The 24,561-nt window shown below is 67.0% G+C and carries 27 protein-coding genes and 1 tRNA gene; 17 read left to right on the top strand and 11 right to left on the bottom strand.

The features are described from left to right. Positions 1-48: 48 nt before the first annotated feature. Together MRBLWO13_RS11735 and MRBLWO13_RS11740 are read right to left on the bottom strand one after the other, a co-directional pair. A complete protein-coding gene (locus MRBLWO13_RS11735; RefSeq protein ID WP_341974178.1) occupies positions 49-1,020 on the bottom strand; it encodes a hypothetical protein in 972 nt (323 codons plus the stop codon). 106 nt (positions 1,021-1,126) lie between these two features. Continuing rightward, positions 1,127-1,819, bottom strand: a complete 693-nt coding sequence (locus MRBLWO13_RS11740; protein ID WP_341974179.1) for a phosphocholine cytidylyltransferase family protein — start codon at positions 1,817-1,819, stop codon at positions 1,127-1,129. 242 nt (positions 1,820-2,061) lie between these two features. Between MRBLWO13_RS11740 and MRBLWO13_RS11745 the strand changes: the two genes are divergently transcribed. Genes MRBLWO13_RS11745 through MRBLWO13_RS11755 form a run of 3 tightly spaced genes read left to right on the top strand, consistent with a single transcriptional unit; the run spans position 2,062 to position 5,665 of the window. Continuing rightward, positions 2,062-3,816, top strand: coding sequence for an ATP-binding cassette domain-containing protein (locus MRBLWO13_RS11745; RefSeq protein ID WP_341974180.1), 1,755 nt, complete (start codon positions 2,062-2,064; stop codon positions 3,814-3,816). Next, positions 3,792-5,357 carry a hypothetical protein gene (locus MRBLWO13_RS11750; protein WP_341974181.1) on the top strand — a complete coding sequence of 522 codons (1,566 nt, stop codon included), beginning with the start codon at positions 3,792-3,794 and terminating at the stop codon, positions 5,355-5,357. Before MRBLWO13_RS11745 ends, MRBLWO13_RS11750 begins: the two co-directional genes overlap by 25 nt. A gap of 41 nt (positions 5,358-5,398) precedes the next feature. Beyond that, positions 5,399-5,665, top strand: coding sequence for a DUF3039 domain-containing protein (locus tag MRBLWO13_RS11755; protein WP_341974182.1), 267 nt, complete (start codon positions 5,399-5,401; stop codon positions 5,663-5,665). Between the two features lie 7 nt (positions 5,666-5,672). On the opposite strand, the gene MRBLWO13_RS11760 is transcribed toward MRBLWO13_RS11755, so the two are convergent. Further along, the gene (locus MRBLWO13_RS11760; protein ID WP_341974183.1) at positions 5,673-6,998 is read right to left on the bottom strand and encodes a nicotinate phosphoribosyltransferase; all 1,326 of its coding nucleotides are present in this window, start codon (positions 6,996-6,998) and stop codon (positions 5,673-5,675) included. A 60-nt stretch (positions 6,999-7,058) separates the two neighbouring features. Here MRBLWO13_RS11760 and murI point away from each other — a divergent pair, with 60 nt between their 5' ends. The 5 genes from murI (at position 7,059) to MRBLWO13_RS11785 (ending at position 10,883) form a co-directional block, all read left to right on the top strand. Then, complete coding sequence (gene murI, locus MRBLWO13_RS11765; protein ID WP_341974184.1) at positions 7,059-7,910, top strand: glutamate racemase; 852 nt, start codon at positions 7,059-7,061, stop codon at positions 7,908-7,910. 9 nt (positions 7,911-7,919) lie between these two features. Continuing rightward, a complete protein-coding gene (gene rph / locus MRBLWO13_RS11770) occupies positions 7,920-8,654 on the top strand; it encodes a ribonuclease PH (RefSeq protein WP_341974185.1) in 735 nt (244 codons plus the stop codon). Continuing rightward, positions 8,654-9,247, top strand: a complete 594-nt coding sequence (rdgB, locus tag MRBLWO13_RS11775; protein ID WP_341974186.1) for an RdgB/HAM1 family non-canonical purine NTP pyrophosphatase — start codon at positions 8,654-8,656, stop codon at positions 9,245-9,247. The genes rph and rdgB overlap by 1 nt, the downstream gene beginning before the upstream one ends. A 45-nt stretch (positions 9,248-9,292) precedes the next feature. Further along, positions 9,293-9,871, top strand: a complete 579-nt coding sequence (locus MRBLWO13_RS11780) for a dihydrofolate reductase family protein (protein ID WP_341974187.1) — start codon at positions 9,293-9,295, stop codon at positions 9,869-9,871. A 91-nt stretch (positions 9,872-9,962) separates the two neighbouring features. Next, positions 9,963-10,883, top strand: coding sequence for a cation diffusion facilitator family transporter (locus MRBLWO13_RS11785; RefSeq protein WP_341974188.1), 921 nt, complete (start codon positions 9,963-9,965; stop codon positions 10,881-10,883). A gap of 12 nt (positions 10,884-10,895) precedes the next feature. Here MRBLWO13_RS11785 and MRBLWO13_RS11790 read toward each other — a convergent pair whose 3' ends face one another. Beyond that, on the bottom strand, positions 10,896-13,307 hold the full coding sequence (locus MRBLWO13_RS11790) for an ATP-dependent DNA ligase (RefSeq protein WP_341974189.1): 2,412 nt from the start codon (positions 13,305-13,307) through the stop codon (positions 10,896-10,898). Positions 13,308-13,379: 72 nt separating this feature from the next. On the opposite strand from MRBLWO13_RS11790, the gene MRBLWO13_RS11795 reads away from it, so the two are divergent. Then, on the top strand, positions 13,380-14,231 hold the full coding sequence (locus MRBLWO13_RS11795; protein WP_341974190.1) for a Ku protein: 852 nt from the start codon (positions 13,380-13,382) through the stop codon (positions 14,229-14,231). A gap of 15 nt (positions 14,232-14,246) precedes the next feature. Here MRBLWO13_RS11795 and MRBLWO13_RS11800 read toward each other — a convergent pair whose 3' ends face one another. After that, on the bottom strand, positions 14,247-15,005 hold the full coding sequence (locus MRBLWO13_RS11800) for a VTT domain-containing protein (protein ID WP_341974191.1): 759 nt from the start codon (positions 15,003-15,005) through the stop codon (positions 14,247-14,249). Between the two features lie 123 nt (positions 15,006-15,128). On the opposite strand from MRBLWO13_RS11800, the gene MRBLWO13_RS11805 reads away from it, so the two are divergent. The 3 genes from MRBLWO13_RS11805 to MRBLWO13_RS11815 all read left to right on the top strand — a co-directional run bounded on the left by MRBLWO13_RS11805 (position 15,129) and on the right by MRBLWO13_RS11815 (position 18,007). Next, positions 15,129-15,806, top strand: coding sequence for a response regulator transcription factor (locus MRBLWO13_RS11805; RefSeq protein WP_341974192.1), 678 nt, complete (start codon positions 15,129-15,131; stop codon positions 15,804-15,806). Next, positions 15,796-17,127 (top strand): HAMP domain-containing sensor histidine kinase, encoded by a 1,332-nt coding sequence (locus MRBLWO13_RS11810; RefSeq protein ID WP_341974193.1) that lies wholly within the window; start codon positions 15,796-15,798, stop codon positions 17,125-17,127. Before MRBLWO13_RS11805 ends, MRBLWO13_RS11810 begins: the two co-directional genes overlap by 11 nt. 76 nt (positions 17,128-17,203) lie before the next feature. Beyond that, positions 17,204-18,007, top strand: a complete 804-nt coding sequence (locus MRBLWO13_RS11815) for a hypothetical protein (RefSeq protein WP_341974194.1) — start codon at positions 17,204-17,206, stop codon at positions 18,005-18,007. Between the two features lie 34 nt (positions 18,008-18,041). Here the strand turns inward: MRBLWO13_RS11815 and MRBLWO13_RS11820 are convergent. After that, positions 18,042-18,123 (bottom strand) — tRNA-Leu (locus MRBLWO13_RS11820). Between the two features lie 159 nt (positions 18,124-18,282). On the opposite strand from MRBLWO13_RS11820, the gene MRBLWO13_RS11825 reads away from it, so the two are divergent. Together MRBLWO13_RS11825 and MRBLWO13_RS11830 are read left to right on the top strand one after the other, a co-directional pair. Then, a complete protein-coding gene (locus MRBLWO13_RS11825) occupies positions 18,283-18,684 on the top strand; it encodes a hypothetical protein (RefSeq protein WP_341974195.1) in 402 nt (133 codons plus the stop codon). A 9-nt stretch (positions 18,685-18,693) separates the two neighbouring features. Continuing rightward, positions 18,694-20,154: a recombinase family protein gene (locus MRBLWO13_RS11830; RefSeq protein WP_341974196.1), complete on the top strand. Its 1,461-nt coding sequence runs from the start codon at positions 18,694-18,696 to the stop codon at positions 20,152-20,154. On the opposite strand, the gene MRBLWO13_RS11835 is transcribed toward MRBLWO13_RS11830, so the two are convergent. Together MRBLWO13_RS11835 and MRBLWO13_RS11840 are read right to left on the bottom strand one after the other, a co-directional pair. Further along, positions 20,151-21,218 (bottom strand): LPO_1073/Vpar_1526 family protein, encoded by a 1,068-nt coding sequence (locus MRBLWO13_RS11835; protein ID WP_341974197.1) that lies wholly within the window; start codon positions 21,216-21,218, stop codon positions 20,151-20,153. The genes MRBLWO13_RS11830 and MRBLWO13_RS11835 overlap by 4 nt on opposite strands. Next, complete coding sequence (locus tag MRBLWO13_RS11840; protein WP_341974198.1) at positions 21,215-21,391, bottom strand: hypothetical protein; 177 nt, start codon at positions 21,389-21,391, stop codon at positions 21,215-21,217. Before MRBLWO13_RS11840 ends, MRBLWO13_RS11835 begins: the two co-directional genes overlap by 4 nt. Positions 21,392-21,770: 379 nt before the next feature. Here MRBLWO13_RS11840 and MRBLWO13_RS11845 point away from each other — a divergent pair, with 379 nt between their 5' ends. From MRBLWO13_RS11845 to MRBLWO13_RS11855, 3 genes are all read left to right on the top strand, one after another. After that, positions 21,771-22,031 (top strand): hypothetical protein, encoded by a 261-nt coding sequence (locus tag MRBLWO13_RS11845; protein WP_341974199.1) that lies wholly within the window; start codon positions 21,771-21,773, stop codon positions 22,029-22,031. A 100-nt stretch (positions 22,032-22,131) separates the two neighbouring features. After that, positions 22,132-22,386, top strand: coding sequence for a hypothetical protein (locus tag MRBLWO13_RS11850; protein WP_341974200.1), 255 nt, complete (start codon positions 22,132-22,134; stop codon positions 22,384-22,386). Further along, on the top strand, positions 22,379-23,416 hold the full coding sequence (locus MRBLWO13_RS11855; RefSeq protein ID WP_341974201.1) for a hypothetical protein: 1,038 nt from the start codon (positions 22,379-22,381) through the stop codon (positions 23,414-23,416). Before MRBLWO13_RS11850 ends, MRBLWO13_RS11855 begins: the two co-directional genes overlap by 8 nt. Positions 23,417-23,529: 113 nt before the next feature. Here the strand turns inward: MRBLWO13_RS11855 and MRBLWO13_RS11860 are convergent, their stop codons facing one another. The 3 genes from MRBLWO13_RS11860 to MRBLWO13_RS11870 form a co-directional block, all read right to left on the bottom strand. Beyond that, entirely contained in the window at positions 23,530-23,763 is a 234-nt protein-coding gene (locus MRBLWO13_RS11860) for a hypothetical protein (RefSeq protein WP_341974202.1), read from the bottom strand. Positions 23,764-23,828: 65 nt separating this feature from the next. Then, positions 23,829-24,281: a hypothetical protein gene (locus tag MRBLWO13_RS11865; RefSeq protein ID WP_341974203.1), complete on the bottom strand. Its 453-nt coding sequence runs from the start codon at positions 24,279-24,281 to the stop codon at positions 23,829-23,831. Beyond that, positions 24,278-24,511, bottom strand: coding sequence for a hypothetical protein (locus MRBLWO13_RS11870; RefSeq protein WP_341974204.1), 234 nt, complete (start codon positions 24,509-24,511; stop codon positions 24,278-24,280). The genes MRBLWO13_RS11865 and MRBLWO13_RS11870 overlap by 4 nt, the downstream gene beginning before the upstream one ends. Positions 24,512-24,561: the final 50 nt, after the last annotated feature.

The raw sequence follows: 24,561 nt of genomic DNA on the forward strand, positions 1-24,561 counted from the left end.
GGTGACGTTGGATGCTCGCCACAACGGGTGGGGGGATCCTTTGGTGATCTACTGCTTCTCCGGGCTGCCGGGCTCGAGGACAACGGTGTCCGGATCCTCTGCCCCGACGTCCGCACCGCGACCGCGGTGGACGGTCAGCTCGCCGACCTTCCGGCCTGCCCACCCGACGCCGCGTATCGCCGTTCCTGCGGCTCCTGCGACGGCGTTCCCGGCGAAGCGCGCACCGTGCAGCATCCGCAGCTCCAGCTTCTCGGCACCGGCGACCGGTTCGAGCTCACGAGGGAGAATTGCGGGCGCGATGCCGAACGCGCGCCGAGAAGTGGTGAGGACTCGGCGGCCGAGGATGTTGTTCCCCGCCCCGCCGATCACAGCTCCGACCCCGAACGGCAACGCCTTGCCGATGAACGACGCACCGCCGCGTGCCGCGAACTGATGGATGAACATGGTCTTCAGCCGATCCACCAGCGGACCGACGGCCGCGCGGGGGAGCGACTTGGTCACCAGTTCGCCCCAATAGGCGGAACGCCCGACGCCCTTTCCTGCCACCTGCCGGGTGAGCTGACCGACCAGGTCCACGCCCTCCTTGCCCAGCATGAGCGTCATCACCAGGGCGCGAGCACGGTCAGGGTTCTCGAGCGCGATGCCGTGCACCTCGGCGACCGACTGGGCGAACAGCGCCGTCGACTCGACGAACCCGACGGTTTCGACACCCGAAAGCGCGAGGGTGATGCCGGTGCCGATTCCCGGAACGACGGCCGTTGCGCCGACGGCAGCGCCACCGGTCGTCACAGCGGCGAGGTAGCGGCGCTCGAGGATCCGCACGATCTCGGTGGGGGTCGCCTGGGGGTGCCGCAGGCGGATGCTTCGGATGTGCGCCAGCACCAGGGGGCGCTGGATCGACAGCACTCTGTCGAGCCCGCGCACCATGAACGGATGCTCAGGCGAACCCGCCGGAGGGATGCCCTTGTCCCACGCGGCATCGTCAGGGAGGGAATGGATCTTGTGCACCTTGCGCGCCATGACTCGATCCTAGGAAGAGATACCGCGAAAACGCCGGGAGCCGCATCCGTGAATGGATGCGGCTCCCGGCGTGACGAGCCCTTCGACGCGCGAAGGGCGGAGAGAGTCAGACGAAGAGGTTCGCCCGCTCGAGGTCTTCGGCGAAGTCGACCTCGACGGCGTAAAGGTCGGACACGTCCATCGGCTCGAGGAGCAGGCCGTCCTCGGCGATCGCGAGTTCGAGGCCCCGTTCGAAGTAGTCCTGATCCTCGACGCGCTGCAGCTGGCGCATGAACGCCTTCTTGTTCGCTGCCGAGATGTAGTTGATGCCGACAGCCTCACCGAGGCCGCCCTTGACGGTCTTCGACAGCTCCTTGATGAAGCCCTCGGCCGTGACCGTGTACTTCACCTCTTCATCGCTGACCTTCGCGGTGTTGACCGTGACGAACGACTGCTCGCGCTCGATGAACTCGACCGCGCGGCCGAGGATCATCGGGTCGAAGACCACGTCGCCGTTCATCCAGAGCACGCCGCTCTTGCCGGTCGCCGCAAGGGCGCGCAGCAGGCTCTTCGACGTGTTGGTCTCGTCGTAGCGCTCGTTGTGGACGTAGTTGACGCTCGGGAACGCCTCGATGATGGTCTCTGCGCGGTAGCCGACGACTGCGGTGATGCGTGCGTCGGTGCCGAAGGCGGCGCGGATGTTGTCGTGCTGCTGGCGCATGATCGTGCGGCCGTCGCTCAGTTCGGTGAGCGGCTTCGGCAGGGCGCGACCGAGGCGTGAGCCCATGCCTGCGGCGAGAATGACGGTCTGAAGAGTCACGAGTGCTCCTAAAATGAAGGTGTGTTCACGGCCGGTTCATCGGCCAGACACTTCTTCGTGCCGAGAGTCATGCTAGCGAGCGAGCCTGGGAAGCCAGGGGCCGGAAGGCCCCTGTTGCCATTTCGTGATCGAGTACACACCGAACACTCAGGCTCGACGAGCGCGCGGTCTTCCGCCTATCCATCGGCTGAATTGTTGCGCAGTGTCCGTGACAAGTCTGCACCCGTTGATACCTTAGAACAGTGACTGCTACCGGGGATGACCGCATCGAGAAAGTGGACGACGCCGCGCCCGCAGCCAAGAAGACGCCGGTGAAGCGCACGAGTACGGCAAAGGGGTCTGCCCAGCGCACGCCCGCCCGGCGCACACCGGCCAAGGCCGCGGCCGAGAAGGCTGCGCCCACCGCAGAGGTCGTCGCCGAGCCGATCGCGAAGATCCCGGCGACGAGCAGCGCGGATGCCGCGACGAACGTCGCGGCGCAGACGGCAGCGGCCCGAGCCGCGGCGTCGAAGTCGGCGAAGGCCACGGCCGCAAAGACCAACGCCGCGAAGACGGCGGCGGCGCGGAGAGCAGCAGAACGCTCGGCCGCCGCAAAGACGACGGCGAAGACCACAGCAGCGCGTTCTGCTTCCGCGAAGACCACGGCGGCGAAGGCGGCCGCGGCCAAGGCGGCGGCGACGAAGGCTGCAGCGGCCGAGAAGGCAGCCGCGGATAAGGCAGCCGCCGAGAAAGCGGCTGCGGAGACGGCGGCTGCCGAGAAGGCGGCCGCTGAAAAGGCAGCCGCCGAGAAGGCAGCCCACGAGGAATCGGCCGCGGAGGAGCTGCGCGGCGGGGAACTCGCGGCAGCGACGCCGATTGCAGAGGCGCCGATCGAAGAGCTGTTCCGGGAAGAACTGGCCGTGGAAGAGGTCGCCGTGGCAGAGCCGAATGCGGACGAAGTGGCCATCGAGCACCCGGCAGTCGATGAGACTCTCATCGACGAGCCTGGCGCGGAGGCTCTCATCGATGAGCCCGGTGATGAGGCTCTCATCGATGAGCCCGGTGATGAGGCTCTCGTCGACGAGCCCGACGCGGCGACGATCGTCGGCGAACCGGTCGCTGAGACGACTCTCGCGGTCGACGAGCCCGTCGCCCCCGCCCCCGCCCCCGCCGACGTGCGGGTCGCCGATGCACCCGCCGCCCGCGAAGACCCGGCGCCCGCACCCGGGAAGAACAGCCATCCCGCGGCGTCTGCGTCGACCGAGGCCATCCGCATCCGCGGTCTGGTGAAGAGCTTCGGCGACAGCCGTGCGGTCAACGGCATCGACCTCACCATCCCCGCCGGTTCGTTCTACGGCATCGTCGGCCCGAACGGCGCGGGGAAGACGACGACGCTGTCGATCGTCGCCGGACTCCTGCGCGCCGATGAAGGCAGCGTCGTCATCTGCGGCATCGACCAATCGGCCAAGCCGCTCGCAGCCAAGAAGATGCTGGGCGTGCTGCCCGATCGCCTGCGCACTTTCGACCGCCTCACCGGTCGGCAGCTCCTCTACTACTACGGACTGCTGCGCGGGCTCTCATCCGATGTCATTGAGAAGCGGGCCGGCGACCTGGCACGTGCGTTCGATCTCACCGAGGCCCTCAGTCGTGTGGTCTCGGACTACTCGGCCGGTATGACGAAGAAGATCATGCTCGCCGGTGCGCTCATCCATTCGCCGCGCGTGCTGGTGCTCGACGAGCCTTTCGAGGCCGTCGATCCGGTTTCGTCCGCGGTGATCCTCGACATCCTCCGCGCCTATGTCGCGCATGGTGGCACTGTGGTCCTCTCCAGTCACGGCATGGATCTCGTCGAACGCGTCTGCTCGCGTGTGGCGATCATCGTCGGCGGTGAGGTGCTCGCGGAAGGCACCGTCGAAGAGGTGCGCGCTGGTCAGACACTCGAAGCCCGTTTCGTCGAACTGTCCGGCGGAATCGGCGAGGTGGAGGGGCTCGAGTGGTTGCACACGTTCTCCGACTGAGAGTCGCTCTGCTCATCGGATCGCTCCGCGGTGAGCGCCGGGCGCGCACACTCACGGCGTTGGTGGCGGTCGTCGCCGCGACGGCCGTGGTGTGCTTCGCCGTCCTTAGCCTCGCCACCGCGCCGGTCGCCGTGGCCCGCACCGTGATCATGCTCGGCGGCGCTGCGCTGCTTCTCGGCTTCCTGATCGGACCGATCCTCACAGGCGCCGTCGACCAGCTCGATCCTCGACGGTTCGCCGTCTTCGGCGTGGATGAGCGCCGGATGCCGTGGATCCTCGTCCTTGCAGCGGTCATCAGCATCCCGAGCCTCGCGCTGCTCGCCGTCGACATCAGCGTGTGCGTCGTCGCCATCCGGCTGGGGGCTCCCTGGCCGCTCGCGGTGCTCATGAGCATCCTCGGGCTGATCTGCACACTGCTCGTCGCGCGCATCGGCATGGCGGTGAACGCGTTGCTGCTTCCCGAGCGTCGCTCCCGCGAGCTGACAGCCCTGTTCGTCCTGGTCATCGTGGTGGTCGCTTTCCCGGTCGCCGTGTTCCTCGCGTCGCTCAAGTGGGACGGGCACGTGCCCGGTCCGGTCGCGGCCGTCACCGCCACCCTCGGGGTCACACCTCTCGCGGCCCCGTTCGGCTTCCTGTTCGACATCGCAACGGACGACACGGCGGGTGCCTGGATCAGCGGGATCATCGCCGTCGTCACCGCGGTGCTGCTGCTGGCGGTATGGTCCTGGCTCGTCCGACGGCTGCTCACGACCACTGAACGCCCGGTCGCGGCGCGCGAGCGCACCGGTCTCGGCTGGTTCGGCCTGCTGCCGTCGAACGCCTTCGGTGCCATCGCCGCGCGGAGCCTGGTGTACTGGCTCCGAGACCGCCGCTACATCATGAACATCATCGTCGTCCCGGTCGCCGGCGCCCTCACGGTGCTGCCGCTGCTGGTCGCCGGTGTGCCTCTCGAGATCGCCGCCCTCGTGCCGGTCCCGGTGATGGCCCTCTTCTTCGGGTGGCTGCCGCACAATGATGTCGCCTACGACTCCACCGCCCTCTGGACTCATGTCGCGAGCGGGGTGCGCGGCGTCCCCGATCGCCTGGGTCGCCTGGTGCCGATCGTGCTCGTAGCCATCCCGGTGCTCGCCGTCGCCGTGCCGCTCACCCTCCTCCTGACCGAGGACTGGCGCCTGCTGCTGCCCCTGACGGGAGTGGCCGCGAGTCTGCTGCTGTCGGCGCTGGGAGTGTCCAGCGTCGTCTCGGTTGTCGCTCCGTACGCCGTCTCGCGGCCGGGCGACAGTCCCTTCCAGCAGCCTCAGCGGCCCGGATCTCGCGGGACCTACGGACCGGCCGCGGCGTTCCTCGGTGCGCTCATCGTCAGCATCCCGACGATCTGGCTTTTCGCGCGGACGATCGTCGAAGGTGATGAGTACGGACCTGCAGCCCTGTGGGCCGGAATCGCGACCGGTGTCGGCACGCTGATCATCGGTGTGGCCATCGGCGGTCGGATCTTCGAACGCAGCGGCACGCGCCTCATGGAGTTCGTCGAGACGGCGTGAGACACCGCCCGTGGCGGCGGCAACGCGGCTAGACTCACGGGATGAGTACTCCGCTGGACAGCCCCGATCAGGGCGGCGTGGCAACGCTTGATCGCGAACTGGAAGAGCTCCTCCGCGAGGAGAATCTCGAACCGGGCGACCATGAGCGTTTCTCGCATTACGTGAAGAAGGACAAGATCCTCGAGTCCGCGCTCTCGGGCAAGCCGGTACGCGCACTCTGCGGTAAGAAGTGGACGCCGGGTCGTGATCCGGAGAAGTTCCCGATCTGCCCCACCTGCAAGGAGATCTACGAGTCGATGATGGGCTGAGCTGAGTTCAGCTCGCGTCGACGAAAACTGTGGGGATCGCCGGGTCCGACTTGCTGAGCGCGAGCGCACGCACGGGAAGCTCCTCGCGTACGCGCAGGTGATGGGCACGGGCGGATGCCGTTCCGGCAGCGCCCTCGAATGCCGCGTCGATCTCGCCGGCGACGACGAGCGGAACCTGAAGAGCGCGGCCGTCCGGATGCTCGGACGCGGCGTCCAGCTCTTCGAACCCGTCGGATACGGCCACCGTCTCGGCGACGGCCACACCATCCGCGAGCGTGCGGAAAGCGGCTTTGCGTCCGCCGCGGGATCCCTTGTCGGTTGATGCCTTCGCGACGCCGATCCATGCGCCTGTGGCATCCTGCCTCGCGACGAGCTTGTAGACCATCCCCGCCGTCGGGTAACCGGATCCGGTGACCACCGAGGTGCCGACCCCGTATGCGTCCACAGGCGATGCGGCGAGGGCCGCGATCGCATACTCGTCGAGGTCGCTCGTGACGGTGATCCGGGTGTTCACCGCACCCAGCTCGTCGAGGTGGGCTCGCACCTCGCCGGCGACGATCGGGAGGTCACCGGAGTCGATGCGGACGCCGCCGAGACCGGTACCGGCGACGCGGATCGCCGTCTCCACCCCGGTGCGGATGTCGTAGGTGTCCACGAGCAAAGTGGTGTCCGTGCCGAGGCTCGCGATCTGGGAGCGGAAGGCATCTTCCTCGGTGTCGTGCAGCAGCGTCCACGAGTGCGCCGCCGTGCCCATGGTCGGGATGCCCCACCGGCGACCCGCCTCGAGGTTGCTCGTCGCACCGAAGCCGGCGATGTGGGCGGCGCGCGCGGCAGCCACCGCGGACTCCTCGGCGGCACGGCGCGATCCCATCTCCGCCAGGGGTCGTTCGCCGGCGGCGATGCTCATCCGGGATGCGGCGGTCGCGACGGCGGAGTCGTGGTTCAGCACGCTGAGAGCGAGCGTCTCCAGCACGACGGCGTCGGCGAAGGTGCCCTCGACGGTCAGCACGGGGGAGCCGGGGAAGTACAGCTCGCCTTCGCGGTAGCCGCTGATCGACCCGCTGAATCGGTAATTCTCGAGATGGCGCAGAGTGTCGGCATCCACCACCTGACCGTCGCGAAGATAGCGGAGCTCGTCGTCACCGAACCGGAAGTCGCGCAGCAGGGAGAGCAGGCGTCCGGTGCCGGCCAGCACGCCGAAGCGGCGACCGCCGGACAGTCGGCGCGAGAACAGTTCGAACACGCACGGGCGTGATGCCGTGCCGTCGCGCAGGGCGGCGGCGAGCATGGTGAGTTCGTAGCGGTCGGTGAGCAGCGCCGTCGACGAGGTCATCCGCTCAGCATAGTGAGCGATGACGCGCTCGCGCCGCGTGCGCGGGTAGGCTGGTGAGTCATGAACGACGCGCCGATCGGAATCTTCGACTCCGGTGTCGGCGGGCTCACGGTGGCTCGCGCGATCCACGCCCAGTTGCCCCGTGAATCGTTCGTGTACATCGGTGACACCGCTCATTCGCCCTATGGCCCGAAGCCGATCGCCGACGTGCGGCGGTATTCGCTGGAGGTGCTCGACACGCTCGTCGACCAGGGCGTGAAGATGCTCGTGATCGCCTGCAACACCGCATCCGCCGCGATGCTGCGCGATGCGCGCGAGCGGTACGACGTGCCGGTGGTCGAAGTGATCGGTCCGGCGGTGCGCCGCGCGGTCTCCACGACCCGCAACGGGCGGGTCGGCGTGATCGGCACGGTCGGCACGATCGGCTCCCGCGCGTACCAGGACATGCTCGAGGTGAACGAGACCCTCGAAGTGTTCACCGCGGCGTGCCCGCGTTTCGTCGAGTTCGTCGAAGCGGGCATCACCGGTACGCCGGAGGTGCTCGCGACGGCCGAGGAATACCTCGCGCCGCTGCGCGAGGCGGGCGTCGACACCCTCGTCCTCGGATGCACCCACTACCCGTTCCTGCGCGGTGCGATCGGCTACGTCATGGGGGAGGGCGTGACCCTCGTCTCCAGTGACGATGAGACCGCCGGCGACGTCTACCGCCAGCTCGTGCGCGGAGACCTGCTGGCGTCGCCAGATGCGACGGCACGCTATGTCTACGAGGCGACCGGTGACTCCGCATCCGAGTTCACCGCCCTCGCCAATCGCCTGATGGGGCACGAGGTGCGCGATGTGCAGCTGGTGCAGACCGGCGTCATCACACTTCCCGCATCCGCCGCCGAGCAGGCCCGCTCACCACAACCCTGAAGGAAACCCATGACTGACATCGTCCGCGCCGACGGCCGTTCCATCGATCAGCTCCGCGAGATCACGATCGAACGGGGCTGGAGCGCCCACGCCGAGGGGTCGGCGCTGATCAGCTTCGGGGGCACCAAGGTGCTCTGCACGGCCTCCTTCACCAACGGTGTTCCGCGCTGGCTGAACGGAAAGGGCAAGGGCTGGGTCACGGCCGAGTACTCGATGCTGCCGCGTGCGACGAACAGTCGCAACGACCGGGAGAGCGTCAAGGGCCGGATCGGCGGGCGCACGCACGAGATCTCTCGCCTGATCGGACGCGCGTTGCGCGCGGTCGTCGACACGAAGGCGCTCGGCGAGAACACGATCGTCATCGACTGCGACGTGCTGCAGGCTGACGGCGGCACGCGGACCGCGGCGATCACCGGTGCGTATGTCGCGCTCGCCGACGCCATCGAGTGGGGCCGGGAGAAGAAGTTCATCGGCAAGAACTCGACACCTCTCATCGACTCCGTCGCCGCTGTGTCGGTCGGAATCATCGACGGTGCACCCATGCTCGATCTGGCATACGTCGAGGACGTCCGCGCAGAGACCGACATGAACGTGGTCGTCACCGGTCGCGGACTCTTTGTCGAGGTGCAGGGAACCGCCGAGGGCGCGCCCTTCGACAAGCGCGAGCTCGATGCGCTTCTCGAACTCGGCGTCGCCGGCTGCGCCGACCTGCGCGAGCGTCAGATCACCGCGCTGAGCGCCTGATGAAGGTCGTCCTCGCGACGCACAATCCGCACAAGGTCGCCGAGTTCCAGCAGATCGTGGCGCAGACCCGGCCCGATCTCGAGATCGTCGGGTACGACGGCCCCGAGCCGGTCGAGGACGGCGTGACGTTCGAGGAGAACGCCCTGCTCAAGGCCCGTGCTGCGTCGGCGCACACCGGATTGCCGGCGCTCGCAGACGACTCCGGGATCTGCGTCGACGTGCTCGGCGGGTCTCCCGGCGTGTTCTCCGCGTACTGGGCCGGGCAGCAGAAGGATGCTGCCGCGAATCTCGCGCTGCTCCTGGACCAGCTTCGGGACATCGCCGACGAGCATCGTGCTGCGCAGTTCATCTCCACGATCGCTCTCGTCACGCCTGGCGGCACCGAGCACGTCGTGGTCGGCAGCTGGCCCGGCCGCCTCGCGCACTCGCCGGCCGGCATCGGTGGCTTCGGGTACGACCCCATCTTCATTCCCGATGCGCAGCCGGATGGCGCCGTGCGCACGGTGGCCGAGTTCACGGCGGATGAGAAGCAGGCGCAATCCCATCGGGCCCGCGCGTTCGCAGATCTGATTCCCCTCCTCGCCTCACTTTAACCACTACGCTTGACGTGGTGCATTTGTAGTGGTTAAAGTGACCGGATGCGAGAACTGACCTACTACATCGGCGTCACCCTCGACGGCTTCATCGCCGGCCCAGACGACGAAGTCGACTTCTATCCGCTGACACCGGGATTCGAAGCCTTCCTCGGAGCAAACCTGCCGGACGTCCAGCCCAGCCACGTGCGCGCGTCCATGGGCGTCGGCGACGCCCCGCTCACCGGGTTCGACACGGTGCTGATGGGTCGCAGGACGTATGAGCCGGCACTGCAGTTCGGGATCACCGACCCGTATGCGCACCTGCGCACGCTCGTGTTCAGCAGCACGATCGTCGATCCGGAGGACCCGAATGTCGAGGTCGTCCGCACGGATCCGGTGTCCCGCGTGCGTGCGCTCAAGGCGGAGGAAGGCCTGGGCATCTACCTCGCCGGCGGTGCGGGACTCGCGGGAGTGCTCCTCGACGAGATCGACCGCCTCATCGTGAAGAAGTATCCGGTGATCGCTGGTTCCGGCATCCCGATGGTCGGCCACGCATTCGCGCCGACGCAGTTCGCGTTCGACGACGCCCAGGCGCTCGACAACGGCTGCGTCGTGCTCCGGTATTCGCGCATCCGTGCGTGAAAAGGCGCCCGCGCTGAAGGTGAGAATCGTTACCCTTCCCGACTAGGCGAAACCGACCGTACGGGGCATTCCGCCGGTCTAGCCTGGGGACATGCACGATCACGCTCCGGCCTCCACCGGCATCCGCTCGGCCAGCAGTCGACGGCTGCTGGCCATCTCTCTGAGCCTGACGGCGACGGTGATGGTGGTGCAGATCGTCGGCGCTGCGCTCACGGGTTCGCTGGCTCTTCTCGCGGATGCCGCGCACATGTTCACCGACACCTCCGCCCTGGTGATCGCGCTCATCGCGAGCGCGGTGGCGGCACGGCCGGCTGACGACCGACGCACCTTCGGATACCAGCGGGCCGAGGTGTTCGGGGCGCTGATCAACGCGGTGATCCTGATCCTGCTCGCGGGCTGGGTCGCGGTCGAGGGCATCGGGCGGCTGCTGAATCCGAGCGATGTCGAGGTCGCCGGCACATTGATGCTCGTCGTCGCCGTTGTCGGCTTGATCGCGAACGCGATCTCGATGTGGCTGCTCAGCCGCGCGCAGAAGTCCAGCATCAACGTCCGGGGTGCGTACCTCGAGGTGATGGGCGATCTGATCGGCTCGGCGGCGGTGATCGTCGCGGCGATCGTGATCATGGTCTCCGGCTGGATGCCGGCGGATGCGATCGCTTCGCTGTTCATCGCGGCGATGATCATCCCGCGGGCGATCTCCCTGCTGCGGGAGGTGTTCTCAGTGCTCTCCGAGTCGGCGCCGAAGGGGACCGCGGTGAGTGAGATCCGTCAGCACCTCCTCGACTACGAAGGCGTCGTCGGGGTGCACGACGTGCACGTGTGGCAGCTCACCCGTGGGGCGCCGGTGTTCAGTGCCCACGTCAGCGTCGAGCCGGAGCTCCTTGCCGAAGGCGGCTCTGGCCGGTTGCTCACCGATCTGCAGACCTGTCTGGCTGATCACTTCGACGTCGAGCACTCGACCTTCCAGATCGAGCCGGCCGAGCAGCCCGACTGCGAGCCCCATCACGCGTGACGCCGGTGTTCTTCAAGGCTCCCGAACGATCTCGTCGGGACCTTTGTCCGGCCGCAGACCGCGCCAGCGGGCATGGCGGAGAATGCCGTCGGGCGTCCAGTTCGCGAACTCGACCTCGGCGACGAGTTCCGGCCGCACCCAGAGGGCGTCAGACGCGTCCGGAGCAGGGACGCCGGTCAGATGTGTGCGGTCGGTGCGCAGCGGTTCGAGTCGGGTGGTGAGGTCGCGCAGCATCCGATCGGTGAAGCCGGTGCCGACGCGTCCGATGTAGCGGATGCCGCCCCCGTCGGGGATGCCGAGCAGCAGTGAGCCGATCCGTCCGCCGCGATCACCCTTGCCCGGCCGGATGCCGCCGATGACGACCTCCTGCGTGTGCGTGTGCTTGAGCTTGAGCCATGAGGGCGAACGCAAGCCTGGTCGATAGGTCGAGGCGGGGTCCTTGACGACGATCCCCTCCAGCCCGAGTGCGGCACTCGTCTCCAGTGCGGCATCCACGTCCTCGAAGACGGGAGGCACGACGACGGGAGCGTCGAGATCCTGGGCGATGCTCTCCAGCAGTTCCCGGCGGTCGCGGAGCGGAAGGGCAGTGAGGTCGTGCCCGTCCAGGCTCAGCAGGTCGAAGAGCTGGTAGACCACGGGGGTCCGTACGACCTCGCGCTCGATCTCGCGCGCCGAGGTCAGATGCATCCGGTTCTGCATCCGGCTGAAGCTCGGCAGGCCTGAGGCGTCGAACGCGACGATCTCGCCGTCGACGATGGCCTCGTCGATCGCGAAGCCAGGAGCGCCGTCTGCGGTGAGCTCCGGGTAGCGTGCGGTGATGTCGGTGCCGGAACGCGCCTGCAGAGTCATCCGTCCGTCGCGCCAGACGCCGATCGCACGGATGCCGTCCCACTTGATCTCCGCCCAGCCGGGGGAGCTGAGCCGTCGCGCGATCGGCGGAGTGCCGTGCTCGGCGAGCATCGGCTGGATCGGTGCGGCACGGCTCTCGCCCTCAGTGCGTGCGGTGTCGGCGGATCGCTGTCGCGGAGCGGGGCGTGGCCGGCCTCGACGGTGTTCGTCCTTCATACGGTGCAGCAACCAGGACGACTTCTCGCCTTCACCTCCGGTGCGGATCAGGGCGAGCCTGGCAGCGCCCAACGGACCATCCGGCAGTCCGGTGAACGTGCCGATGACCTCGTCGTCGCGCCATTTCTCCAGTGCGACCGTTCCGGTGTCCCACACCGTCATCGCTCCCGCGCCGTACTCGCCGGCTGGGATCGTGCCGGCGAAGGTCAGGTACTCCATCGGATGCGGCTCGGTCATCACCGCGAGATGGTTGCGATCGGCGGTCTCCGGGACGCCCTTGGGCACCGCCCAGCTGACGAGCACGCCGCTGTCCTCGATGCGCAGGTCGTAGTGGAGTCGACGGGCGTGGTGCTCCTGGATCACGAAGCGCCTCGTCATTCCGCCGTCGGAGGCGGCGATCCGCTCCGGCATCGGCTCCGGAGTCCTGGCGGCGTCGCGCTTCGCGAGGTACGGCGCGAGCGCATCCTCGCCGTCCGGGCGGAGACCGGCCAGCGGATCGATGCCCGCTTCCATCCGCTCGAGCACTTCGTCGAGGTCGAGCTGTGCCACGTCGGAGGATTCCAGCTCTGCCCACGTGCGGGGAGCGGCGACCCACGGCCGTGCGCGCCCGCGCAACGAGTACGGCGAGATCGTGGTCTTCTTGCCGTTGTTCTGGCTCCAGTCGAGGAACACCTTGCCCTCGCGCGCGGCCTTCGCCATCGTGCTCGTCGCGAGATCGGGATGCTCGTTCTCGATGAGGCGCGCCAGCTCCTTCACGACGGCGGAGATCTCGGTGCTCGTCTGAGTGCCTGGCAGGGGTGCGTAGAGGTGGATGCCCTTGCTGCCGCTGGTGACGGGCACGGGTTCCAGGCCCATTCCGGAGAGGATGCCGCGGGCGATCATCGCGACCGCGGCGCACTGGGCGAGATCGGCGCCGGGACCGGGGTCGAGATCGAGCACCAGCCGGTCAGGATTCCCCGGCAGGCCGTCGGCGCCGAATCGCCACTGCGGCACATGCAGCTCGATCGCCGCGACCTGCGCGAGCCACACCAGTGTCGGGACGTCTTCGACGAGCGGATACTCCTTGGGCCCGTCCGAGTGCTGGATCGGCATGCGGGGGATCCACTCCGGTGCACCGGGTTCGAGCTGCTTGGTGAAGAACGCATCGGCGGGAGCATCCGCTGTGCCGACCCCCTCGACCCACCGCTTTCGCGTCACCGGCCGGCCCGCGAGCTGGGGGAGCAGGAGCGGGGCGATCGCGGAGTAGTAGGCGATGACCTCGCCCTTGGTCGTGCCGGTCTCCGGGTAGACCACCTTGTCGAGGTTGGTGATGCGCAGACGGCGACCGTCCACCTGCACGATCTGTCCGTCCGTCGCCATGACGTCAGGTTAGGGCACGGCACGCGATCACGGGGCTGGCCGTGGCCGGTGCGACTGGTGTCTACTGGTGTCATGAGGACCATCTGGAAGGGCGCACTGACGTTCGGGCTCGTGAACGTTCCGGTGAAGGTGTATTCCGCGACCGAGGATCACGACGTTCCGCTGCACCAGGTGCATGAGAAGGACGGCGGGCGCATCCGCTACCAGCGCACCTGCGAGGTGTGCGGTGAGACAGTGGCGTACGCCGACATCGATCGCGCCTACGTCGACGACGCGCAGACGATCGTGCTGACGAAGGAGGACCTGGCGTCGCTGCCGGCCGAGAAGAGCCGCGAGATCGACGTGGTGGAGTTCGTGCCGACCGACCAGGTCGACCTGCTCACCCTCGACAAGGCCTACTACCTCGAACCGGATTCGAAGTCGCCGAAGGCCTACGTGCTGCTGCGTCGGACCCTGGAGGAGACCGACCGCACCGCGATCGTGCGGTTCACCCTGCGGCAGAAGACCCGGCTGGCGGCTCTCCGGGTGCGCGGCGATGTCCTCGTTCTGCAGACCCTGCTCTGGGCCGATGAGGTGCGCGAAGCGGCCTTCCCGTCGCTCGACGAGAAGGTCACGATCTCGAAGAAGGAACTCGAGCTGTCGGCATCCCTCGTCGAGAGCTACTCGGGCGACTTCGATCCGGGTGCGTTCGTGGACGAGTATCAGACCGAGCTGCGCACCCTCATCGACGCGAAGATCGAGGCCGGTGAGGGCTTCGATGTGTCGACGACGTTCGCGGAGGACGAAGAGCCGAAGGGCGGCGAGGTCATCGACCTGATGGAAGCGCTGCGTGCGAGTGTCGCCCGCTCCAAGGAGCAGAAGGACGCCTCGAAGTCCGAGAAAGCGCCGAAGTCCGCTCCTGCGAAGAAGAAGACCGCCAGCTGAACGGCGACCCGGAGGTCAGTGCTTGCCGTCGCCGTCCAGGTCGGGCGCGCGATCGAAGACCTCGGGGTCGAGGGCGAGTGCTTCGGCCTCGACGGCATCCGTCACGACGTCTTCGCCGGCGGCAGCAGCCTTCTTCGCCTTGTAGCGCTCGGCGAAGTAGTGCCACAGGGTGACGACGGCGGTTCCGCCGACCGCGATCAGCAGGATGACGTCGATGTACTCGACGACGAGGTCGCTCACCCACGGGATGTAGCCGATCAGGAAGCCGACCATCGTGAGGCCGAAGCCCCAGAGCATCGCGCCGATGAAGTTGTAGAGGGTGTACTTGCGCCAGGGCATGTGGCCCACGCCTGCGGCCACGGGAGCGAAGGTGCGCACGATCGGCACGAATCGCGCGAGGATGATCGTCAGGCCGCCGAAACGCTCGAAGAACGCGTTCGTCCGCTCGACGTTCTTCTTGCTGAAGAGGCCGGATTCCTTGCGCTCGAAGACAGCGGGGCCACCCTTGTGCCCGATGAGATAGCCGACTTCACCGCCGACGAAGGCCGCGAGAGCGATCAGCAGGGATACCGCCCAGATGTTCAGGCCGAAGATGTTGCTCGTGTGCGTGAGCAGACCCGCGATGACCAGCAGCGTGTCGCCCGGCAGCAGGAACCCGACCAGAAGGCCGGTCTCCGCGAAGACGATGAAGCACACCACGAGCAGGGCCCAGGGGCCGGCTCCCTCGATGATCGTCGCAGGGTCGAGCCAGGGGATGAGGGCGGCGTGATGCATGGGATCCCGTCGTAGGAGGCGGTCGGCGGTGCTGGGCCAGTATAGCTGTGGCTTCGGAGGGGATCCTGGGATGCGGCGGCCGCGCTTCAGCGGCGCTTCAGGTCTGCGGTCCAGACTGGGAGGATGCGGATTCTCCTGGTGGACGACGAGGTGCGCCTTGCCGACGGCGTCCGCCGGGGCCTCGAGGCTGAGGGCATGACGGTCGATGTGGTGCGCACCGGCACCGAGGGTCTGCGGATGGCCGGAGAGCGCGACTACGACGCGATCATCCTCGACGTGATGATGCCGGGCATGAGCGGCTACCGCGTGTGTCGCGCGCTGCGTGAAGAGGGTGACTGGACACCGGTGCTCTTCCTCACCGCGAAGGACGGCGAATGGGACGAGGTCGAGGGTCTCGACACCGGCGGTGACGATTGGCTGACCAAGCCGTTCTCGTACCCGGTGCTCGTCGCTCGGATCCGAGCTCTCGTGCGACGCGGGGTCCGCGAGCGGCCGGCCGTGCTCGAGGCCGGCGATCTCCGGCTCGATCCCGCGGCCCGCAAGGTCTTCCGGGGCGAACACGAGGTGTCGTTGACCGCCCGAGAGCTCGCCGTGCTCGACTACTTGATGCGCAGGCGCGGTGAGGTCGTCACGAAGCGCGAGGTGATCGCGAACGTATGGGGCGAGGACTTCGACGCCGACCCGAACATCGTCGAGGTCTACGTGGGGCATCTGCGCGCGAAGCTGGATCGCCCGTTCGGACGCCGAGCGATCGAGACGGTCCGCGGCGCCGGCTACCGATTGTCGGCCGATGGTGGCTGAGACGGGCGCGGTGCCGCCGCACCGGCGCCGCGGACGTTCTATTCGCACACGCGTCACCGTGGTCGCCGTGCTGGTCGTCGCGCTCGCTCTCGGCGGCGGCTCCGTCGCCGGAGTCCTGCTGCTCAGTCGTTCGCTGACCGACGGCGTCGTGGTGTCTCTGGAGAGCGACCTCGACACGATCGGCGATCGCGTCGAGGAGCGCCGGTTCGATATCCGGAGCGTCGGCGATGAGGTGTTGGTTCGCCTGCGCGGTCACGACGGAATTGGCACCAACGATGAGGATGCTCAACTTCTGCCGGAGCTCGCCGAAGACCATATCGAGCGGGTGACGATCGATGGCGACTCCTATCTCGCCGCCTCGGAAGACAGCGATGCGGGCCTTCTCACCGTCGCTCGCCCGGTCGAGCACGTCGACGAAGCGGTCTCTGCAGCGACCGGCCTTCTTGCTTTCGCTGTGCCGCTCGCGATCGCCCTGATCGGGCTGGTCGTGTGGGTCGTCTCCGGTCGGGCGCTCGCTCCCGTCGAGCGCTTGCGCCGTCAGGTCGATCAGATCGACCCGGCTGACCTCGATCGTCGCCTGGACGGCGGAGGGGCTGACGACGAGGTGGGTCGACTCGCCGGCACCATGAATCGGATGCTGGATCGCATCGAAGCCGCCCAGCGAACGCAACGGCAGTTCGTCAGCGACGCGTCGCACGAGCTGCGCTCGCCGCTGGCGACGATCCGGCAGCACGCGGAGGTCGCCACCGTGCACCCCGGGTCCATCTCGACCGACGCGCTCGCAGACGTCGTGCTCCACGAAGGCGCGCGGATGCAGGAACTCGTCGAGGGCCTGCTTCTGCTCGCCCGACTCGACGAGCATCGGGGCCTCGGCACGGCTGTGCCCGTCGACGTGGACGATCTCGCTCTCGCCGAGGTGCACCGGCTTCGAGGCCTCGGAGTGCGCGTCGATGCCGGCGGTGTCTCGCCCGGCCGTGCGCGAGGCAATGAGGTGCTCCTGGCCAGGGCTCTGCGCAACCTCGCCGACAACGCGGCGCGGCACGCGCGCACCGCCGTGACCCTGCGAGTGCAGGCGGAGGGCCCCTGGGTGGTGGTCGAGGTCGAAGACGACGGAGGCGGGATCGCGCACGATCAGCGCGAGCGCGTGTTCGAGCGGTTCGCCCGGCTCGATGAAGGACGCGCTCGCGACGAGGGGGGCAGCGGCCTCGGCCTGGCGATCGTTCGAGAGATCGCAGTCGCGCACGGCGGATCCGTGTCGGTGACGGACGCGGCCTCCGGTGGAGCGCGATTCGTGTTGATGCTGCCGTCCACCGCGGAATGACCCCTTCTGAAGAGTCCTGAAGAGAGCTTCAGGACTCTTCAGTGGCGCTTCAGTACCCGCCAGACAGGCTGGGTATATGAACGACAACGAGCGCACCAACGAAAACGGATCCATCGACCCGACGGCAGCAGCACCGACACTTCCTGTGGAGGCAACGAACGGGGCTCCAGCCTCCGGAACCACACCGGCAGGACCCGCCGCTGACGCGGCGCCGAAACGGGGTCTTCGCAAGCCCGTGCTTCTCGGTATCGGGGCAGGCTTGGCGCTGTTGCTGGTGGGCGGGGTCAGTCTGGCCGTCGGCATGGAGCTCAGCGATGACGACCGAGACGATGCGTCGTCGGCCCAGCACGGCCCGAACGGTGCTCCACACGGCGACGATGGCGACGACCGTCGCGGTGATCGCCCCGATGGCGACGATCGTGACGATGCGCAGGGGGCCCAGGGAGGGGCTTTCGCGCCCGCGGACTCGGCATCGCTGATCACCGCAGCCACGGCGGCACTCGACGCGACCGGTGGCATCGGCGTCAGCTCGATCGATGTCGAGCTCGGCGGTTACGAGATCGAGGTGCAGTTGGACGGCGGCGCCGATGCAGACGTCTTCGTGTCGACGGACGGAGTGGTCTCTGACCCGTACGACCGTGATGCCGACCCGACCGCCGATGCGGTGCTCGATCTCGACCACCTCGATGACATCACGGCTGCCGCATCTGCCGCTGCTGCTTCTGCCGCTGGCGGGAGCGACGGAACGATCGACTCGGTCACTGCATCCGATGACCCCGGTGTCGCCTTCGAGGTGACGGTTCGGTACGACGGTGGGCGAGAGTTCGAAGCAGCGCTCGCCGCCGACCTCAGCGTCGTCGCGACCGACCTCGACGACTGACGGATGCCGCCGGCCGGAGGTGGGTGAGATTCGGTGCGGAAGGTGGGACTTGAACCCACACGCCCGAAGGCACAGGAACCTAAATCCTGCGTGTCTACCGATTTCACCACTCCCGCGCGGTGGATCCAGTCTACTGATGCCGGCTGATCGGGACTCCCGCTCAGCCGGCATCTGTGTGGCTGGCCGGCCGGTCTTACGCCGAGGCGGTGGAACCCGGGAATCCGACCTGTGGATAACTTCTGAGGCGCTCTGCGGATTCTTGCGAGGATGCTCGGGTGAGTCATCCGTCCCTCCTGGTCGCCGAGCGTGTGCGGCAGCGCCTGCGCGCCGAAGGCCTCGATCCTTCGATCGAACCGGATGCCGCACGACGCGTGGTGCAGTCCGAGGTGCGCCGGCACAACGACCTCGCCCTGTCGCGCGGTGGCGCGATGATCGACGACGAGACCGAGTGCGTGCGGGACGTGATCGCCGCCGTGAGTGGCTTCGGGGCGCTGCAGCCGCTTCTCGACGATCCGGAGATCGAGGAGATCTGGCTGAACGGCCCTGACCGGATCTACGTTGCGCGCGGTGGCGTGTCCGAGCGCATCGGGCTGCGGTTGTCGGATGCGGTCGTGCGCGATCTGGTCGAACGGATGCTGCAGTCCACCGGTCGGCGGGTCGACATCTCAAAACCGTAAAATAGACATATGGAACAACGAGCCGCCGTCCCCGCCGCGATCTACGCGCGCATCTCGCATGACAAGACCGGCGGCGGACTGGGCGTCGACCGTCAAGAGGCGGACTGCCGAGCCCTCGCGGAGCGGATGGGATGGGACGTCGTTGCCGTCTTCGTGGACAACGACATCAGCGCGTATTCGGGCGCTCCTCGACCGCAGTATCGCGCCCTTCTCGACGCCGTGCGTCGCGGCGAGGTGCGTGGGATCGTCGCCTGGCACACCGACCGTCTACACCGTCGCGCGTCCGAGCTCGAAGAGTTCGTGAACCTCGCGGAGGCGCATCACCTTCAGATCCAGACCGTCACGGCGGGCACCGTCGATCTCTCCACGGCCTCCGGCCGGATGGTCGCACGCATGCTCGGCGCAGCCGCTCAGCATGAGGTCGAGCACGCAAAGGAGCGCATGAAGCGTGCGAAGGACCAGATGGCCGCCGACGGCAAGTATCGAGGCGGTCAACGGCCCTTCGGCTTCGAGAAGGACGGCATGACCGTTCGCGAGAGCGAAGCGAAGGTGATCCGTGAGGCCACGAAGGCGATACTCGCCGGCCGCACGTTGGCCGGCGTCGCGCGTGAAATCAACGCCTCGGGCAGCCGCACCGCACCAGGGCGCGAGTGGACGTACGGACGCCTGAAGGAGATGTTGGTGCGCCCCCGCAATGCGGGCCTCCTCGCGCATGGGCTGCCGGGACGGAACGCCAACAAGGAGCGCCGCGGGCGCTCGTACGATCTGGAGATCGTGGGGGAAGCGGCTTGGCCCGCGATCGTTTCCGAGGATGAGTGGCGGGCGCTGATAACGATGCTCACGGACCCGTCACGCATCCGACAGCATGGCAACGAGACGCGGTGGCTCGGCAGCGGCATCTACCGTTGTGGACTGTGCGGATCCACCATGCGACCGGCGCCGTACGGCGGGACGAACTCGAACAAGGGTCGAACCCGGAAGTTTCTCTACCGTTGCACGGGTCAGGCGCACCTGACGATCTCGACCGACCCCACCGACGCGTACGTGCGGGAAGCGGTGGCAGAGATGGTCCGCGATCCCCGCATCATGGCGGCGATGCGCCCCGGGGAGGACTCGGTGATCGCCGCTGATCGCGAGGAGAGGGCGAAGCTGTCTCGACGCCTCGATGCGTTCGAGCGTGACTACGCGGCTGGCGACATCACTGCGAAGCAGTTGCGAGCGGCGACCGAACGAGTGTCCTCGGAGATCGAGGTGGTCGACGCACGCATGGCGAAAGCGCTGCGCTCGTCGGCGTCGAGCACGATACTCCGTGCTGACGATCCCGGGGAAGCATTCCTCGAGGCATCAATCGACGTTCAGCGCGCTGTACTGGCGACGGTTCTGCGTGTGACCGTCCAGCCTGCATCGAGGAAGGGAGCCGCTTGGTCCCGCGATCGAGTCAGCTTCGCCAATCCTGATGTCGATAGCTAGCCCTCGCGGGGCAGCCTGCCCTCTGCATCCAGGCGGAATGCGTTAGCCGTTGCGAGGGTCTTACCCACCGTGGTCGGCTGGACGACAGTGAATATCTGGGCCCACCACTCTCCCACGGCCCGGAGTGCGGGACGAGAGTTGAGTTCTGTCATGAACGCTTCTCGTACTTGCGGCTCGGTGTTTCCGATTCCGAAGAGGTTCTTGGCATGGCCTTCGATCTCAACGATGGCATCCTCCTGGAAGCCTTGCTCTTTCATCAGTTCTCGAAGCTTTTCCATGGTCGGGGTGGCAATTCGCTTGTACCCCGGACGGAGCTCGTGATCTACGACGAAGTGGCTCCACGGATAGCCCTCGGGGAAGCTACCTCCGACGAACTCCGGTACTTCCTCCGTCGGCAAGCCAGCGGCGGTGTAACCGTCCATTCTGCTCGACATGAGTTCGTCGTAATCACGCATCGTTCCGATGCTCCCAACGCGAACCGCATCCAACACGTCTAGGTGCTCAGCCCACTCATTCCCCAGGGGCAGAGGTCCGTCGATCAGCTGAGAGAAAATACGTTCGAGGGCGTTCAGGCCGTCACCCAGGAACGAACTCGCCGGTACCCAGGTTCCCACCGCGTGAAGCACCGTAAGCCCGCGCAGCGCTTCATCGTCTACGAGATCGACGATCTCGATTGCTCGATCGATTCCCGCCATCGACATGCGATCTCGCGGGTTGCCCGCTCGGTCTGAAAGGAGCGCGGCGAGCATGTCGTAGTCCGATTCCCGCTCGGTCGCCGCGGCACTGTTTTGCGCCTTCTTGACGGTGCGCTGGAAGGCGGGATCCGCGAACGCATTGAGTTGCCCCTTCTCGTCGAGTGTACGAATCACGCGCGTGTCGAGTTCGTCGATCCGGGCCTGCACCGTCGCAAGGGCTTCTTGCGTGTACTCGGCAATGACTTGTTGTGAGGTAGCGATAGCGATCTCTTTGGCGCGGGCCTCGTCGATACCGACGATGTAGTCGCCCGCCACCTGAATCTGGAGCGAGCCCTCACCGCCCCGTTGCGTCTGCCGCTCACCGCTCACGACTTGACGCCCTTGACATCACGCCCTGCCTGGATCTGCGTCGCGCCATTCCGCGCGGTCTGCCTCTGGTGGTTCTTTCGAGACATCACCCGCCAGGTCACACCGGTTCCTCCTGCCGCTCCGATCGCCAGACCGATCAGCATCGTTCCCAGGCCGTCAAATAACCACTCCATCGTCGTCCCCTTTCAGCGCCCCGTGCAGATGCCTATGACCATATCGGCACGCACCGACACTTTGTAGCACGCCGCGCATCTGCTGAAGGGGAGCCGCACTCCTCGGTTCTGCGCCCCGCACACGCCGCGGAAATCAGCTAGGCGGTCTATGCCGCCTGGTGACCGTTTCGGTGCCTCAGTCGTGCGGTAACGGACGCCTGGCGGCATAGACCACCTAGCGACCCATGCGGTAAAATGGAACTACCGAGGGCGCGGAGGCGGCCCTCGAAATCCATCGCCTCCCGCGCAGGAGAGCCGACCCAATCCCAGGGCGTTAGCGCGAGTCCAGAGCTCCCAAGAAACGGCACCGTCGTGTGCCTCTTCTTGAGGAGCTTTTCTCATGCCCACCCCCGAGCGCACACCGCGCTTCCTCACGTTCGCCCAGGTGCGCGAGCGTTTCCAGGTGTCCGACAAGACGCCGAAGAACTGGGTCTCCAAGGGATACCTGCAGGTCTATCGAGCCGATGACGGCACGCTTCTGCTCAACCTCGATGAGATCGAGGCGACCCTGAGGATCCTCGGACCGAGCAAGATGCGGACCGGTCTCCGACGTTACGGTGCGGCGGTCAAGCCGCTTCCCATCGAGGCGGTGGGCGAATGAGCGAGCCACAGACGGTCGAGCCTCTGCCGACACTCACTGACGACCAGTGTGCCCGCGTGGCTGCTCTCCTGTCGCTGACTTTCTCGACCGGAGTCGCCTCGTGAACGGACGCGCAGCCACGCAGGTGTCCTGTGCTCACTGCGACACGCTCTTCCACCCCCGGTACAACAGCAAGGGGAAGTACTGCTCCTCAAGGTGTGCGGGGCTCGCCAAAGTCAAGGTCAAGGACCGATCGCCCCTGACGGTAGAGGAGCGCGCCGTCGCTGCCGAGACTGTGGCCGCCATGGAGGACGCTCTTGCGCGGCTTCAGGCTCTGCTCGGGCCGTATGAGGACGAGGAGGCCGCCGATGGATGATCGAGTGATCCCGGCCCGAAAGGCGCTCGATCTCCTGTCGATCGCTGCCAGGGACCGCGGACTCAACGCCTACAGCAGTGCCGCGGGCGTGATCGTCATGTGCGCGAGCTGCTACCCGCACCAGCCCGAGCGATTGGAGTACAGCGCTCGTCGGGTTCGTCCTCTGACCGGGCGCACCGGAGATGCGCGCTGGGAAGATGTGCTGCACGAGGAATGTGATGGATTCGTGCGGATCCGCTACCCGAGGACGTTGCGTGATCTCCGCGTGCCGATCCTGGTTGCCGACGCCGTGCCCGCCCTCGGCGTGGAGCAGTGCTGCCACGTTGAGGCCGAAGCGCTCGGCGGCTGGGATTGGCGTTCCGATCTCGCTCAGCGGGTCGAGCATGCCGTGGCTGCTGGCGGCACTGAGTGGAGCGACGAATGGGACCGCCTGGCGCGAGCCCGAGAGGAGATGCGGGCTCGCGAGGCTGCTGAGAGGGCTGCATTCGCCCTCGGACAGCAGCTGCCGCCCAAGCTCCGCGTGCAGGCGTTCGCCTCCGTGCTGAAGGCAGCAGGACGATCCGTGGCTGTCGAACAGGCGCGGGTCTCGTGGGAGTGCGGACATTCTGACGAGGAAGGCCGCTGGCGGCGCGTGTCGTACGTCCTCGATCCCGAGCGTGGCATGCTCCCCGCGCAGGACACCTGCGCACTGCATGACGCCGAAGAGACAGAACCCACAGCCCTCATTGCGGAGTATCAGCGTGTAGTGGACATGACGGACGAGGAGCGCGCCGGATACAAGCCCGTTCCCGAGCGTGTCATAGGGGGCCGCGGTAGACCCTTCGGGCGCAACCGCGGCGGCGCCGCGACCCCGAAGGCCGAGCCTAGGGAGGAGTGGATGGTGGAGCGCACTCGAGCGTTCTTCGACGGGCACGGAATCCCACTCGACCTCGGTGTGCAGGTGTTGTTCAAGAGGGCGAAGGTGATCGGCGGGGCGCATCCACCGCGCCGAGCGATCGAGGCCATGAAGAAGGCCATGAAGATCCCGTAGCACCGTGGCGGCGTCAGTCCCCTCGTCCCGTCCCATCCCATCCCCACGCCCCTACTACGTAGGGGCGGACGGGATGGGACGGGACAGCGGGGACAGCCACCGCGCGGGATGACTCAGCCGAAGGCGCAGACTGTGCCGCCGAGCACGTCCGTGCCGAAGTAGGTGCGCGCGGCCTGGCGCGAGAGAGGCCAACCGGTTTCTCCCACCGGGGTTGCGCCAGGGTCGCGTCCGACGAGCAGGGCAGCCTGCCAGCGGGCGACGTCCTGGATCACGTCGGAAGAGGGGCGGGAGCGAACGGCTCCCATCGACATCGACATGGTGCGTGCGGTCATCTGCTGCGAAGTCATGTGGGCTCCATCCTTGTACGACCAGGATAAGCACTTAAGGTGACTGGCACCATAAGTGCGGGACTTCACCCTTGAGATGGCGTCCAGTCGACCACGTCCGGGATCTCTGCTTCGACGCCGTAAGAGCGTAGGCGTCGGACGGCTGCTCTCTGATCGGCCTGCGTGGCTTGAATATCGGCGTCGAGCTGTCCCGCGCGCGCAGCGTCCTTGTACTCGGTAGCGATGCGATGCCAGTAGCGGAGCTTGTTCAGTTTTGCGCTCGCTGCGGCCAGTTCGACGTTCGCAGCGTCAATTCCGCCCTCTCTCTCGTCTAGGCGCTCCCGAGCGGTTCGCCTATAGGTAACGAACGCGGCATGCGAGCCGAATCCCAAGAGCGCAAAGCCGACGACCAAGCACGCGATCGCGGGCCATTCCCACGGAAACTCATTCCAAGCGACGACACGGGGTGTGCCGAAGAAAATCGTTGCCCCGAGGCTGACGAGAGCAAGCCCAAAACCGATACGAGAGAGGCCTTTCACGCCTCACCGCGTGCGTCGCGTTCACGAAGCTCTGTCTCAAGGACTTCGATGCGGTCGAGCAGGTTGCCTACATGGTCAGCCAGGAAGCGCAGAGCTTCGTTCGTGTTGATTCGAAAGTCGGTGTCGTTGATGTCGTCAGTGACTCGCAGCCCACCGCGCCGTTTTCCGCGCAGCGAGTTGACGCCAGTTACGACGTCCTTCGAGGTCCAGTCCTGAGGGGGATGGGTCATGGTGCATTCCTTCGCTTACGTCCGCGCTCGGAGGGCGCGAATCATATACC

It is taken from the genome of Microbacterium sp. LWO13-1.2 (genome assembly GCF_038397725.1).
Lineage (GTDB): Bacteria > Actinomycetota > Actinomycetes > Actinomycetales > Microbacteriaceae > Microbacterium.

Excerpts from the sequence above, each read along its gene's own strand:
- MRBLWO13_RS11760 (WP_341974183.1), bottom strand. The coding sequence starts at position 6,998 with ATGACCTCGTCGACGGCGCTGCTCACCGACCGCTACGAACTCACCATG.
- MRBLWO13_RS11755 (WP_341974182.1), top strand. The coding sequence starts at position 5,399 with ATGAGTACTCCGCTGGACAGCCCCGATCAGGGCGGCGTGGCAACGCTT.
- MRBLWO13_RS11735 (WP_341974178.1), bottom strand. The coding sequence starts at position 1,020 with ATGGCGCGCAAGGTGCACAAGATCCATTCCCTCCCTGACGATGCCGCG.
- MRBLWO13_RS11790 (WP_341974189.1), bottom strand. The coding sequence starts at position 13,307 with ATGGCGACGGACGGACAGATCGTGCAGGTGGACGGTCGCCGTCTGCGC.
- MRBLWO13_RS11845 (WP_341974199.1), top strand. The coding sequence starts at position 21,771 with ATGCCCACCCCCGAGCGCACACCGCGCTTCCTCACGTTCGCCCAGGTG.
- MRBLWO13_RS11780 (WP_341974187.1), top strand. The coding sequence starts at position 9,293 with ATGCGAGAACTGACCTACTACATCGGCGTCACCCTCGACGGCTTCATC.
- MRBLWO13_RS11860 (WP_341974202.1), bottom strand. The coding sequence starts at position 23,763 with ATGACTTCGCAGCAGATGACCGCACGCACCATGTCGATGTCGATGGGA.
- MRBLWO13_RS11815 (WP_341974194.1), top strand. The coding sequence starts at position 17,204 with ATGAACGACAACGAGCGCACCAACGAAAACGGATCCATCGACCCGACG.
- murI (WP_341974184.1), top strand. The coding sequence starts at position 7,059 with ATGAACGACGCGCCGATCGGAATCTTCGACTCCGGTGTCGGCGGGCTC.
- MRBLWO13_RS11785 (WP_341974188.1), top strand. The coding sequence starts at position 9,963 with ATGCACGATCACGCTCCGGCCTCCACCGGCATCCGCTCGGCCAGCAGT.
- MRBLWO13_RS11805 (WP_341974192.1), top strand. The coding sequence starts at position 15,129 with ATGCGGATTCTCCTGGTGGACGACGAGGTGCGCCTTGCCGACGGCGTC.
- MRBLWO13_RS11855 (WP_341974201.1), top strand. The coding sequence starts at position 22,379 with ATGGATGATCGAGTGATCCCGGCCCGAAAGGCGCTCGATCTCCTGTCG.
- MRBLWO13_RS11830 (WP_341974196.1), top strand. The coding sequence starts at position 18,694 with ATGGAACAACGAGCCGCCGTCCCCGCCGCGATCTACGCGCGCATCTCG.
- MRBLWO13_RS11800 (WP_341974191.1), bottom strand. The coding sequence starts at position 15,005 with ATGCATCACGCCGCCCTCATCCCCTGGCTCGACCCTGCGACGATCATC.
- MRBLWO13_RS11870 (WP_341974204.1), bottom strand. The coding sequence starts at position 24,511 with ATGACCCATCCCCCTCAGGACTGGACCTCGAAGGACGTCGTAACTGGC.
- rph (WP_341974185.1), top strand. The coding sequence starts at position 7,920 with ATGACTGACATCGTCCGCGCCGACGGCCGTTCCATCGATCAGCTCCGC.
- MRBLWO13_RS11840 (WP_341974198.1), bottom strand. The coding sequence starts at position 21,391 with ATGGAGTGGTTATTTGACGGCCTGGGAACGATGCTGATCGGTCTGGCG.
- rdgB (WP_341974186.1), top strand. The coding sequence starts at position 8,654 with ATGAAGGTCGTCCTCGCGACGCACAATCCGCACAAGGTCGCCGAGTTC.
- MRBLWO13_RS11810 (WP_341974193.1), top strand. The coding sequence starts at position 15,796 with ATGGTGGCTGAGACGGGCGCGGTGCCGCCGCACCGGCGCCGCGGACGT.
- MRBLWO13_RS11795 (WP_341974190.1), top strand. The coding sequence starts at position 13,380 with ATGAGGACCATCTGGAAGGGCGCACTGACGTTCGGGCTCGTGAACGTT.